The following is a 13,135-nucleotide window of genomic DNA, read 5'->3' as shown; positions in this document are numbered from 1 at the left end:
CTTCCTACGGTTGCGCCACCGTTCTTTAATACTTTTCTTTCTGACGTTCGTTCTCACGATCCTTTCCCATTGGTACACCTGTTTTTACGTACCTGCTCAGGCTCTGTTCAGATTTGTCCAAAAGGTACAACATTGCGCTTAAATCATTCTATATCAATTAAAAGGAATCAAATCAGGTATCATATTTGTATAGAAAGGGATACACATCTGAAATCCGGAAACGAAACCAAGCATGAACAGAAAGCCGATAAGCTATTCTTCTCTCTTATACTTCTTATTCGTAACCCTCTTCCTCTCCAGCTGCGGAAGCCGGGAAACACTGCGTGGCGTGTTCAAAAAAGAGACGCCTTACGAGGCCTATGTCTCATCTCTGAAGAGCGCCAAACTCGATCAGACTGCTGTGGGAAAGGACTGGCTGGAGGCAGGGCAAACCGCCTTGCAAACACCTACTCCGGTTACGTTGCCTTTTAAAGAAACCGGCTACTTTCCGGCTGACAAACCACGGGCACTTGGCTACAGAGTAGAAGCCAAACGTGGCGAGAAACTGGTAGTGAGCCTGGAGATGAAAGCACGGGAAACCATGCAGGTTTTCATGGATCTATTTGAAGACAGCACCGACCCGGCCAAAGCTCCCAAGCAGCTTGCTCACGCAGATACAACAGCCACTACGCTGACTTATGTGGTGGATGAGGACATGGCACACCTGCTGCGTGTGCAGCCGGAGTTGCTGCGCGGCGGCACGTATACCATCACCATACAGGTACAGCCTACCCTGGCTTTTCCTATACCTGGTAAGTCAAGCCGCCACATCGCCAGCATCTGGGGTGACCCACGTGATGCAGGCGCTCGCAGCCACGAAGGCATTGACATATTCGCACCGCGTGGTACACCCGTGATCGCCTCGGTGGACGGTGTGGTGTCTCGTGTGAACGAAACGCCACGTGGTGGCAAAGTGATCTGGCTTTCGGATATGAATCGTGGGCAGAACTTATATTATGCGCACCTTGACCAGCAACTGGTGACAGCCGGGCAACGTGTGAGCGTAGGCGACACTTTAGGGCTGGTAGGTAACACCGGCAATGCAAGGGGGACCGGCCCGCACCTGCACTTCGGTATTTACCGCTATGGTCGCGGCGCTACCAACCCCTACCCCTACGTGCATCAGTCTGCAGCCCCTATACCTACCGTAAAAGTGGATGCTACGCAGATCGGCAACTGGGTAAGGGTGTCATCCAAAATGGCCAATGTGCGAACGGAGCCCTCAGCTAAAGCAACGCTCCATACCTCCCTCAGCAAACACACACCGCTCCAGGTGGTGGGCGCCGCAAACAACTGGTACCGCGTGCGCCTGCCCGATCAGTCAGAGGCGTATATTATCAGTTCGCTGGTGGAAGGTATAGCCAAGCCCATCGCCGTTAAAAAACTAAACCAGGAGCGTCCGCTGCTGGATGACGCACACCCCGAAGCCGGGCAAATGGACAGCCTGCCGGCAGGCGCTGCTATACCTGTAGTAGCCGTGAACGGGCAGTTTGACCTTGTGCGACAGCCGGACGGCAGACTCGGCTGGGTACAGTCTGCTGAGTAAAATTGCTGGTTTAATTGGTAGCACCGATACTTTCTGCGTACAGCATTTATACCTATATTTGGCTTAGTAAAGCATGTTGTACGCTCTTAACCGGATAATTTTTGAAGTTAGCTGCTATTGATATCGGTTCGAACGCGGTGAGGTGCCAGATCTCCAACGTTCTGAATCAGAATGGAAACGTAATTTTTAAAAGAGTTGAATATATCCGCTACGCCATCCGATTTGGAGAGGATGTGTTCAATGCCGGTTTTATCAGCGAGCACAAAATTCAGAAATTCATTAAGCTACTGCACGCTTTTCAGCTGCTACTCGACGTGCACGACGTGGACCACTACATGGTGTGCGCTACCTCTGCCATGCGTACCTCCCAGAATGCCCCTGAAATTCTGGACCGTGTGCATCAGGCCATCGGCATGAACATTCAGGTGATCGACGGGGTAGCCGAAGCCGACCTGATCAACAAAGTGATCGCTAACTTTCTGGATGAGCGCAACTACCTGCACATTGACGTGGGCGGCGGTAGCACCGAGTTCAACATCTATGTGAACCGGGAGAAAATGGCTTCTCAATCTTTCGAACAGGGATCTATCCGCCACATGCATGGTGTGGACTCGCAGGAGCTTTGGAACAACATGCGGGTATGGATCGAAGAGAACGCAAAAAAATATCACCTCACCCGCGCCATTGGCACAGGCGGTAACATCAACAAGATTTTCGACCTGTCAGGCAAAGCAGTGGGCAAGGCGATTTTCCGCAAGCAGATCGAAGAGATCACACAGCGGGTAGCGGCCATGACCATGGAGCAGCGCATCACCGAACTGCTCCTCAACCCCGACCGCGCCGACGTCATACTACCTGCTGCTGAGATATACCTATCCGCCATGAAGTGGGCCAAGCTCGAAAGTATGCTCGTGCCTGCCGTCGGCCTCAAAGATGGAATGATTCACGCTTTGTACGAACAACATCATCAGGAGCGGTTTGTGATCAGTCAGATCAGCAGGTAGTTTTCGCCTTTCCGACGGGTATATGCTATGCCGCGAGCGCCCTCGCTCGTGATTACTATGGTGAGGATTCTGGCCCAAGTATAGGTATAGCAGTGGCTGTTGCAGGTATAGCAACGTAGCTTGTTCCATAGCTTCGCCTGTTTGGCGGGCGCAATATGCCTTCGCCGGGCGGGACTTTTATAAAAAACAGGAGTGGCGCATGAAGATCATGCGCCACTCCTGTTTTTCTTTTTAGAGGAAGATAAAACCTGGTTTTATACTAACTCTACTTCCTGCGTTGTTTCCTCGAACACCTTCTTGTAGAACAGTTTGTGCACATCAACGATCTCTTCGTTGGCGGCGGGCTTTTTACGGGAATAGGTCCCGTCTTCGCGCATGATGTAGGAGTTCTGGTTGTCGAGCAGGTTGTAGTACAGAATATTGATCGCCTCTTTTTTCAGCTCCTCATTCACGATCAGGAAAAGTGCTTCGATTCGGCGGTCAAAGCTGCGCACCATAACGTCGGCACTGCCTCCGTATACCTTCGGGTCACCGTTGTTGTGGAAGTAATAGATGCGGCTATGCTCCAGGTATTCTCCTACGATCGACTTCACTGAAATATTCTCGCTCAGGTCTTCACGGCCCGGGCGTAAACAGCAGATGCCGCGCACGATGAGCTTAATCGGAACACCTGCCTTGGAAGCTTTGTAAAATTCATCTATCACCTCCTTGTCTTCCAGCGAGTTGATTTTGATCACAATCCCGCTCTTCAGACCTTTCTTGGCATTGCGTGCTTCATGGCGAATCAGCTCGATCAGCTGCTGCCGCATGGACTTAGGGGAAGTGAGCAGGTACTTATACTCGTTGGGTCGGGAGTGACCGGTTATTACATTGAAAAACTCCGACACGTCATGCGCATACACATCGTTGGTCGTCAGCAAACTCACGTCCGTATACAGGCGGGCGGTCTGCTCATTGTAGTTACCGCTTCCGATGTGCACGTAGCGCGTCACCTTCTCGCCTTCCTTCCGGATGATCATAAGCATTTTAGTGTGCGTCTTATACTTGCTGATGCCGTAGATCACAAAACAGCCAGCCTTCTCCAGACGCTCACCCTCGCGCAGGTTTCGCTCCTCATCAAAGCGGGCCTTCACCTCAAACAACACTGATACGTGCTTGCCGTTTTCAGCGGCTTTCAGCAGAGCAGCCGTCACACGTGACTGATCCGCCAGTCGATAAATCGTCTGCTTGATACCCAGTACATAAGGGTCTTCGGCGGCACGCTCCAGCAACTGTACCACTGGCTCCATGTTGTTGTAAGGATGGTGCAGCAGCACGTCATGCTCTTTCAGATACTGAAACATGTCCACTGACTCGGCCGGAAGACTGAGCGGCGTTACGGATGCAGGTTGCTTAAAACCTTTGTCTTTGAACTGCCGGTGGTTGATGATCTGCCACAGACCGCGCAGATCGATCATGCTCGTGATCGTGAAAACGTTGGCATTGTCGATGATCCAGCGCTCCTTCAGCACCTTCATCATAAAGGCAGACGGATTGCGCTCAATCTCCAGGCGCACCACACGTCCTTTTTTGCGCGTCTTCAGCTTCGACTTGATCTCCTGTACAAAGTCAGCTTCGATATCGTCAGACTCTTCCAGTGTAAAATCTCCGTTTCGGGTAATTCGGAAGAGGTTCGCCGACACGATCTCCACGTTACGGAACAGCTTTTTGATTTTCCAGCGGATGATCTCCTCAATCGGCACGAAGATGATCTTGTCCTTGCGGTTGATCTCGTAAAAACGGGCCAGGTTCTGGGGTATCTGCACAAAGGTCACGCGGTCCTGCGCCTTCTGCTCCTCGGTGGTGCGGGTCACCACACCAAAGGTCAGCAGCTGGTTCATGAGCAGTGGAAAGCCGTGGTAATTATCGAACACCATGGGCGTAAGCAGCGGGTAGATTGTATTCTTGAAATAGCTGTCTACCTTCTTCTGCTCGATCTCGGTCAGGTCACCCACCTTGAGTATGTCAAAACCGCTTTTGTCAAACAGCTCGGTGAGTTCGTTGTTGAATGTCAGGTACTGATCGTTGACAAAGCGGTGCGCGTAGTCAAGCAATTTTTTACGGAAGGGCAATTCGCGCAAGCCAGAGTAGTCGAGTCGCTCTTTGCCGTAATCGATGTAGTTATACAAGCTGCCTACCCGGATCATAAAGAACTCGTCGAGGTTGGAAGCCGTGATGGCCATAAACTTGAGCCGGTCGAAAATGGTGCGGCTGGTGTCGCGGGCCTGGTCAAGCACACGGTAGTTAAAACGCAGCCAGCTCAGGTCGCGGCTAATATATTTACTTCGCTTTATTTGGTCAGAAACCTTATTGGTTAACATGTTTTCAGATATTAAAGGAGCCTCATATCAAGTCGGAGAACAGAGGCTCCCTGACAGACGCAGGTATACGGACATTAGATTAAGTATGCCCAACTGCTAATATAATTTTTGTAAGTGAATTTGTCATGCCTTTTGACGAAAGCTTGTATAAATGTTTTCTAAAAGCATCACTTGGCACCAAAAAAGCCCGGCTATACCCTGATCTTTTCCAGAATCTCAAAACCAATCAGCAGGCGCCCGGTATAAAACAAGAGCCATTGTAAGAAGCTATGCTCACAAACCCAATACCCGATACCAGCGAGTTTGAACTTCCTCCCCTGCCCCTTGCCAATTGGGAGACCACAAAGGACACACTGCACCTATCTGCAGATTGTAGGCAAGATACGCCTGACGCTGATGCCCCGCTTAATCATTGGTGGCATTTTACACTATACGTGCACGAACTCACGGCGGGCCCTGCCCGATTTCCTGGAGAGTGCCTACCTGGCAGGTGCCAAACTGGCGAACCGTTCTGTTAAAGAGTTAAAAGTGCCTTGAGGCAGTAAAAAGGTTGTAAAGATGACGAATAGTGGAAGACGCTTTCATACTGGCTTGCTATTATACATGGCTATGGTACTGTCGCTACTATGTGAGCCTGTACTGGCACATGCTGCGTGGCAAGTCGATTCCACCCGGTCGGCGATCAACATCGGCCTGACGGGGCACACAGGCTTCATCATTCCACATTCCAGAGAGATTCGAGATATTTCCGGTTCAAACCCTTGGGGTATAGAGGCAGATATTAGTCTGCATTTCACCAACGAACGTGCCTGGCAGTACCTGCAGGGTTACCCCAGGTTGGGTGCTGCACTGGCTTATTACAACTTTGACAATCCTGACATTCTGGGCAATGCTTATACCTTGCTCCTGTATGTAGAGCCTTTTCTATCAGCGCATCGCCGCTTCAGTTTGTCTTTCCGTTTCGGGGCTGGGCTGGCCTACATGGACAACATCTATGACCCTGACACAAACCCTGAAAATCTCTTTTATAGCACAGCTATCAGTTTTCCACTCGAGATCAACCTGATGGGCAACTACCGCCTCAGCGAGCGCTGGATGCTGCGGGCCGGTGGTACGTACAAACATATCTCGAACGGAGGGTTGCGACAGCCGAACAAGGGCATCAACTTTCCTTCGGCTACACTAGGGCTCAACTATGCCCTGCGACCTGCTGCTTTCCCTGAGCGACAAATGTCCGCAAGTATGCAGGAGCAGCAGGCGCGTAATTTTCTGGTAGCCGTGTTTGGCACCGGCAAGGACCGCCACGACGAACCTTCACGCAAGCTGCCACTGCTAGGTATAGCAGCCTATGTGAGCCAACCTATTGGCCGCATTAGTGCGCTAACTGGTGGGGCCGAGTGGATAGCAGACTATACTTTGCGTAAGCACCTACAGGACGAGGAGGACGGGCGTGATTTTCAGCGGGGTGCTTTGCTGGTGGGGCACGAATTGCGCATCGGTCGTTTCCGGTTCAATCAGCAGCTTGGAGTATACGTATACTCTCCATACAAAGCCCGCGACCCGGTTTACCAGCGCTGGGGCCTAGAGTACCATACAGGAGGGCGTATGTTTTACGGCATCAACCTGAAGGCTCATCGCCATGTGGCGGATTTTCTGGATGCCCGCGTCGGTTTTAGATTCTAATAAGATGAAACACCTTACATTAGTATTTTTCCTGTTGATCTGCACTGCCTGTGCAGGTATAGCACAGCCTTCCCAAGCGGAGCATTTGATCACCAAGCCCAGCGCCTATAGTATGGCAGAAACGCTGAACAAGCTGCGTGCTTCCATACAGGAAATGGGCATCAACTTGGTGGCGGAAGTGGACCACGCCAAAGCCGCCGCCGACAAGGGTATGGAGCTCCGGCCTACGCATGTGCTTATTTTCGGCAATCCGCTGGTAGGCACTAATCTGATGCAGGCCGATCAGCGTGTCGGCTTAGATCTGCCTTTGCGCCTGTTGGTGTGGGAAGATGAAAAAAGCCAGGTATACCTGAGCTACCGCCATCCCAACGACCTGCAGCAAGACTACAAACTAAGCGATCAGCAAGCTGTGTTGGATAAAATGGGGAAGGTGTTTGAGAAACTGAGTGAAGTGGTAAGCAAGTAGATGCCAGTCATTTGATAGCGTTTTAAATGTGCATGAGCATACAAGCTGACAAAAGAATAATCAACAAACCATTTGTCCGAAATTTACTCTTCCCTACACGTTGTAAGTACTTATATTTTAAATTATTATTGCTGCTTAAGAGCTTCTAATGGCTCTTCGAATAAGCTATGCCTATACGTAGTCTACTCTCATTTGCAGCAGGATTTTTCCTTCTTTTCGCCATTTATCATTTTCCCGAGTTCTTTTCTTCTTTTTGGATAATGGCCCTGTTTAAAATCGGGTTTATAGTGGCAGCTTTTTTCTTGGCTAGAGCGCAAGGGTGGACAGGCCTTGGGGGCTATGGCTTGAGTCTGAAATCTAAATGGTTAGTACAGCTCATGGTGGGGTTGTCGCTAGGCCTGACATTTTTCATCCTATCGTTCTACCTCTCTATTCTGTTGGGGTATGAAAGCATTGTTCCCAGCATAGCCCTCACAACCTTTGTAGGGCAAGTCCCCATGCTCCTGCTGATGACTGCGGTTCCCTCTGTTGCGGAGGACATTCTAACCCGGGGTTATTTATATGCTCATCTGTTCAAGTATATGAAACCCATTCATTGGGTGTTGCTTTCCGCTTTGGTCTATGTACTAAATCACATTTGGCGATTAGGTGATGGTGCAGCAGTCCTCTCCTATCTCATGTTACTAGGCCTGGTGCTGGCTTATGCAGTAATCATTACCAAATCACTCTGGCTTGCCTTCGGGATACACTGGGGTGCCAACATTGCCTACGAATCAACAAGAACCCTATTCAGCACTACTTCGGCTTCAGGTGATACCAGCACCTGGATACTTGCAGGCTGCTGGGGCTTGTTGTTAGTGCTATTAATACTTTGGGAGTTCTACAGGAAACCACTTGAAGTCAGGTATAGCACTGGTGTCTGACCTGTACTGAACAAACCTATCATAAAACAGCAGCGGCTGCCTTCTTTCGAAATCAGCCGCTGCTGTTTTATACTTAGATATAGATTACACGTCTACACGAGCGTACTTGGCGTTGCGCTCGATGAAGTCACGGCGAGGACCTACCTCGTCGCCCATCAGCATCGAGAACAGGTGGTCGGCCTCAGCGGCTGACTCAATTGTTACACGCTTCAAGCTGCGGGTTTCAGGGTCCATAGTCGTGTTCCAAAGCTGCTCCGGGTTCATCTCACCAAGACCTTTATAACGCTGCACGCCCACACTTTCTTCTCTTCCCTTACCCAGTTCGGCAATGGCATCGATGCGATCCTGCTCACTCCAGCAGTAGCGCTCCTCTTTACCTTTTTTCACCAGGTATAGCGGTGGAAGAGCGATGTAGATATAACCATTCTCAATCAGCTCTTTCATATAGCGGAAGAAGAAGGTCAGGATCAGGGTACGGATGTGCGATCCGTCCACGTCCGCATCCGTCATGATGATGATGCGGTGGTAACGGAGCTTCTCCATGTTCAGGGCTTTCTCACCTTCTGACGTTCCGAAGCTCACGCCCAGGGCGGTGATCATGTTCTTGATCTCTTCGTTTTCGTAGATGCGGTGCTCCTGCGCCTTCTCCACGTTCAGAATCTTACCACGAAGCGGCAGAATAGCCTGGAACATACGGTTACGGCCCTGCTTGGCAGATCCGCCCGCCGAGTCACCTTCCACCAAGTATATCTCGCAGTTCTCCGGATTATTGTCAGAACAGTCGGCCAGTTTGCCAGGCAAGCTGGTACTGGAAAGTACGTTCTTGCGCTGCACCATTTCACGGGCCTTGCGGGCTGCGTTACGGGCTTGCGCAGCCAGAATCACTTTTTGCACGATGATACGGGCCTCTTTCGGGTTCTCTTCCAGGAACTCGTTCAGCATCTCACCTACTGCCACGTCCACAGCACCCCCTACATCGGAGTTACCCAGTTTGGTTTTTGTCTGTCCTTCAAACTGTGGCTCCTGCACTTTCACCGAAATAACGGCAGTCAGACCTTCGCGGAAGTCATCACCGGCAATGTCAATCTTCACCTTGTCCAGCATACCTGACTTGTCTGCATAAGCCTTCAAGGTACGGGTAAGAGCACGACGGAAACCACCAACGTGTGTACCACCTTCGATGGTGTTGATATTGTTCACATACGAGAAGATGTTCTCAGTATAAGAAGTATTGTACTGTAAGGCGATCTCTACAGGCACGCCGTTTTTCTCGCTTTCAATATGGATTGGCTCCGGAATCAGATTCTCACGCGTCTCGTCCAGGTAAGCCACAAACTCTTTCAGACCGCCTTCTGAGTAAAAAGAATCAGAAAGTGGCTGTCCGTCCTCACCAGTCTCACGCAGATCCGTCAGGTTAATGCGGATGCCCTTGTTCAGGAACGAGAGTTCGCGCAGACGGCTGGCAATGGTGTCATACTTATACTCTGTGGTAGTAAAGATCGAAGCGTCAGGCTGGAACGTTACTGTTGTACCAGTCTTATCTGTCGTGCCGATCTCGCGAACCGGGTAGGCAGGCACACCGATGTTGTAGTGCTGCTCAAATACCTTGCCTTTGCGGTGCACCGTTACGTGCAGGTCAGTGGACAGTGCGTTCACACACGATACACCCACACCATGCAGACCACCGGATACTTTGTAAGTGTCTTTATCGAACTTACCACCCGCGTGCAGTACCGTCATTACCACCTCCAAAGCTGAGCGGCCTTCTTTCTGGTGGAAATCCGTTGGAATACCACGTCCGTTGTCAGACACGGTAACAGAGTTTTCCGGATTGATGGTAACATTGATCGTGTCGCAATGACCGGCCAGGGCCTCGTCAATCGAGTTGTCTACTACTTCCCACACCAGGTGGTGCAGGCCTTTGATACCAATGTCGCCAATGTACATGGCAGGACGCTTGCGCACGGCTTCGAGTCCTTCCAGCACCTGAATACTATTTGCTGAATAATCGTTTGCTAATGATTTTTCTTCTACTTCACTCATGTGTGTATATGGGTAGATTGAATAGGTAAAATTACCAATTTATTTCGTTTTATCTATGCTTTTCGGAGCAGTACTTTACACCGATAGCTGCATACCTGTGATCCCATCAGGTAGAAGCAGGAAGCACACCTTGATTTAAACAAAAACGAAAGCCCATTAGTGCCTGTTTCACAAATACTTATACCTTAAAAACACAAAAAGACCACCTCTTATGGAGGCGGTCTTTCTGATCAAGTCGAATGCAAAATATATCGGCAGATGGACGTAAGTGATTTTACTCGCTTTTCGTCTACTTTGCCCTTAGGGGCGACTCGAAGGCCGACCCGGTTTTTTTCATAGCTCAGTCAGGCATTGCATCGTGTTGTAAACGAACATACTGACTCGGCATTGCGAAGGTTGCTTAAATTTTCTGCCGTCTTGAATGCGCCTTATGTTAAATTTCGGGCATGAAAACGATTATACTCCTCCTTATCTCCAATATCTTCATGACCTTCGCCTGGTACGGTCACCTGAAGTTCAAAGACACCGTGCTCTGGAAGGTGATCCTGGTGAGCTGGTTCATTGCCTTTTTTGAGTACATGTTTCAGGTGCCCGCCAACCGGATCGGCCACGGACAGTTCACAACTTTCCAACTCAAAACCATACAGGAGGTCATCACGCTGGTCGTGTTTGTAGGCTTCTCGGTGCTATACCTGCGTGAAGAGGTGAAATGGAATTACATAGTTGGCTTCATCTTCATCCTGCTGGCCGTGTTCTTTGTATTTAATAAGTGGTAGTTGAATTTTATAAGGTATTAACCATCGTTTCAGGCAGGCTGGCTTGAACAGGTTCACATTCCCTATTATCTGATAACCCTCGCCTGGCTGTTTCGTTGTAAACAACAGAGTACATGATGTTTAACCATAAAAAAGGAGGTAAACATGTCCATGAATTTTGAGAATTATCAGAAGGAGGCAAAGACCTGGTTACACGAGCTCTGCGACTACCTGGGTATAGAAGACGAGCTGAAAGCTGCCCGCATCTTCAGAGCAGTGCTGCACGCCATCCGCGACCGTATTCCTGCCGGAGAAGCCATACACCTGGCGGCCCAGCTTCCAATCGTTTGGAAAGGTATTTACTTTGATGGCTTCACACTGCGGGAAGAGCCCGTCCGCATACGCCATGAAGAAGAATGGCTGGAGTTTATTCGCTCTAAGGATGCTTTTGCCGATATGGCTGATTTCCCGACCCTGGAGCACGCCCACTATGCGTTTCAGGATGTAATGAAGTTTCTGCGCAGCCGCATCTCCGAAGGGCAGTACAACCAGGTGGCACACGCCCTGCACTCTGAATTGGCTGTGCCTGCCTAAAAAAAACAAACTTAACCTAAACCAATGCCTGGCCACCGTGCCGGGCTTTTTAATGTCCGCCCACAGGGAATTGCCCAAAACTTAGCACCTGAGGGGCCATTATTCTGCCATATCCTATACCTTTGCAGCTATACCTGTTCTTATACCAAACCTTATCAGCTAAACGATGAAAAAGTGGCTGCTATACCTAAGTTTACCCCTCACCCTGCTTGCTTGCCAGGGCGGCCCCAGTGAAGCGGAGCGACAGCAGGCCCTGGAAACAGAGGTAATGGACCTGCACGACGAGGCCATGGCCGACATGAGTAAGATCTACCGCTTGCGCCGCAACCTCACCAGCCTCCGCGATACGCTGCAGGCACAATCTGCCGACACCGCGACCATTAGCCTGCTCACGCGCCGTATTCAGGAGCTGGACCAGGCCGATGAAGCTATGATGGAGTGGATGCGCCAGTACAAAGCTCCCGACACGCTGGCACACCAGCAGGCGATGCTATACCTGAATGCCGAACACCAGAAAATGGAACGGGTAAAATCACTGATGGACAGCACCATCACTCACGCACAGGAAACTTTTGCTACTTATGGAAAGAAATAAACTAAGTACTTTTTTTTCAGCCTTACTATTTGGCCTATCTGTACTCAGCTGGCAGGCCTGTTCGCAGGAACGGTCCTCTGATGCAGGCTCGCTTCCCTATCTGGGCGAGCGACAGCTGGTGCAGCGTGAAGTCGACGGCCAGCAGATGACTGATACGGTATACCACCGCATACCTGACTTCGCTTTCATTAACCAGGACAGCCAGGTGGTGACTAGCCTCACCGTGCAGGACAAGGTATACGTCACCGATTTCTTCTTTACGACCTGCCCGACCATCTGCCCTAAGATGAAAAGCCAGATGCTGCGCATCTACGAAGCTTTTGAGGACGACCCAAGGGTCATGCTCCTGTCCCATACCATCGACCCGAAACACGATACAGTAGCCGTACTGCGTGACTACGCTGACCGCCTGCAGGTGAACAGCGACAAGTGGCATTTTGTGACCGGCGAGAAAGACAGCATCTACAGCATTGCCATGCAGTACATGGTGTCGGCGATGGAAGACGAGGAAGAGCCCGGTGGATTCGTGCACAGTGGCGCCTTTGTGCTCGTGGACCAAAACCGCCATGTTCGCGGCATTTACGACGGCACCGACCCAGCCCAGGTCGATCGGTTGATCCGTGACATACCGGCCCTTTTGCCTAAAAAGAAAAAGAAGGATGCTGATAAAAACTAAATTCTTGCACTATGCTGCCGGTATAGCCGCTTTACTCACCCTGACCCAGTGCTTTTATACAGACAAGCAAAACGAAGGAGAAAAGCTCTATACCCAGTACTGCGCCAACTGCCACATGGACGACGGCAGCGGGCTCCGCAACCTGATCCCGCCGCTGGCGGGTGCCGACTACCTGGAGAACCACCGCGACGAGCTGGCTTGCATCATTCAACACGGGCAGACGGGCAACATTGTCGTGAATGGTAAAAACTACAACCAGGGCATGCCGGGTTTTGAACACCTGAACAAAGGGCAAATCACCAACATCCTCAACTACGTGCAGACCAACTTCGGCAACAGCAACCCGCGCTTCACCATACAGGAAGTGGAGAAGCAGCTGCTTAAATGTCGCCATTTGCTGGAGCAATAAAAATAAAAAGGGCGCTGCAGTTAAGCTGCAGCGCCCTTTCTA

General features: G+C 50.5%; 12 protein-coding genes. 10 read left to right on the top strand and 2 right to left on the bottom strand.

The window, feature by feature from the left end; translation table 11 throughout:
• Positions 1–232: 232 nt before the first annotated feature.
• Both Q1A54_RS13120 and Q1A54_RS13115 read left to right on the top strand, forming a co-directional pair.
• The gene (locus Q1A54_RS13120) at positions 233–1,585 is read left to right on the top strand and encodes a peptidoglycan DD-metalloendopeptidase family protein (protein ID WP_299988863.1); all 1,353 of its coding nucleotides are present in this window, start codon (positions 233–235) and stop codon (positions 1,583–1,585) included.
• A gap of 101 nt (positions 1,586–1,686) precedes the next feature.
• Entirely contained in the window at positions 1,687–2,589 is a 903-nt protein-coding gene (locus Q1A54_RS13115; RefSeq protein WP_299988860.1) for a phosphatase, read from the top strand.
• 254 nt (positions 2,590–2,843) lie between these two features.
• Here Q1A54_RS13115 and ppk1 read toward each other — a convergent pair whose 3' ends face one another.
• On the bottom strand, positions 2,844–4,949 hold the full coding sequence (gene ppk1, locus Q1A54_RS13110) for a polyphosphate kinase 1 (protein ID WP_299988858.1): 2,106 nt from the start codon (positions 4,947–4,949) through the stop codon (positions 2,844–2,846).
• A 603-nt stretch (positions 4,950–5,552) separates the two neighbouring features.
• Here ppk1 and Q1A54_RS13105 point away from each other — a divergent pair.
• The 3 genes from Q1A54_RS13105 (at position 5,553) to Q1A54_RS13095 (ending at position 8,021) form a co-directional block, all read left to right on the top strand.
• Positions 5,553–6,632: an acyloxyacyl hydrolase gene (locus Q1A54_RS13105; RefSeq protein ID WP_299988856.1), complete on the top strand. Its 1,080-nt coding sequence runs from the start codon at positions 5,553–5,555 to the stop codon at positions 6,630–6,632.
• 4 nt (positions 6,633–6,636) lie between these two features.
• On the top strand, positions 6,637–7,098 hold the full coding sequence (locus tag Q1A54_RS13100) for a DUF302 domain-containing protein (protein WP_299988853.1): 462 nt from the start codon (positions 6,637–6,639) through the stop codon (positions 7,096–7,098).
• Between the two features lie 167 nt (positions 7,099–7,265).
• Complete coding sequence (locus Q1A54_RS13095; RefSeq protein ID WP_299988850.1) at positions 7,266–8,021, top strand: type II CAAX endopeptidase family protein; 756 nt, start codon at positions 7,266–7,268, stop codon at positions 8,019–8,021.
• Positions 8,022–8,105: 84 nt separating this feature from the next.
• Here Q1A54_RS13095 and gyrB read toward each other — a convergent pair whose 3' ends face one another.
• Positions 8,106–10,064, bottom strand: a complete 1,959-nt coding sequence (gene gyrB, locus Q1A54_RS13090) for a DNA topoisomerase (ATP-hydrolyzing) subunit B (protein ID WP_196115559.1) — start codon at positions 10,062–10,064, stop codon at positions 8,106–8,108.
• Positions 10,065–10,510: 446 nt separating this feature from the next.
• Here gyrB and Q1A54_RS13085 point away from each other — a divergent pair, with 446 nt between their 5' ends.
• The 5 genes from Q1A54_RS13085 to Q1A54_RS13065 all read left to right on the top strand — a co-directional run bounded on the left by Q1A54_RS13085 (position 10,511) and on the right by Q1A54_RS13065 (position 13,093).
• Positions 10,511–10,840, top strand: coding sequence for a DMT family protein (locus tag Q1A54_RS13085; protein WP_299988845.1), 330 nt, complete (start codon positions 10,511–10,513; stop codon positions 10,838–10,840).
• Between the two features lie 144 nt (positions 10,841–10,984).
• On the top strand, positions 10,985–11,413 hold the full coding sequence (locus tag Q1A54_RS13080; protein WP_230392021.1) for a DUF2267 domain-containing protein: 429 nt from the start codon (positions 10,985–10,987) through the stop codon (positions 11,411–11,413).
• 166 nt (positions 11,414–11,579) lie between these two features.
• Positions 11,580–12,008 (top strand): hypothetical protein, encoded by a 429-nt coding sequence (locus Q1A54_RS13075; RefSeq protein ID WP_299988840.1) that lies wholly within the window; start codon positions 11,580–11,582, stop codon positions 12,006–12,008.
• Positions 11,995–12,684: an SCO family protein gene (locus tag Q1A54_RS13070; protein ID WP_299988837.1), complete on the top strand. Its 690-nt coding sequence runs from the start codon at positions 11,995–11,997 to the stop codon at positions 12,682–12,684. Before Q1A54_RS13075 ends, Q1A54_RS13070 begins: the two co-directional genes overlap by 14 nt.
• Positions 12,668–13,093 carry a cytochrome c gene (locus tag Q1A54_RS13065; RefSeq protein ID WP_007657988.1) on the top strand — a complete coding sequence of 142 codons (426 nt, stop codon included), beginning with the start codon at positions 12,668–12,670 and terminating at the stop codon, positions 13,091–13,093. Before Q1A54_RS13070 ends, Q1A54_RS13065 begins: the two co-directional genes overlap by 17 nt.
• The last annotated feature ends 42 nt before the right edge of the window (positions 13,094–13,135 follow it).

Origin of the sequence: uncultured Pontibacter sp. (genome assembly GCF_947502515.1) — a bacterium.
GTDB lineage: Bacteria > Bacteroidota > Bacteroidia > Cytophagales > Hymenobacteraceae > Pontibacter.
Note: the sequence above shows the minus strand (reverse complement) of the source record. Positions and strands in the feature narration are given on the sequence as shown.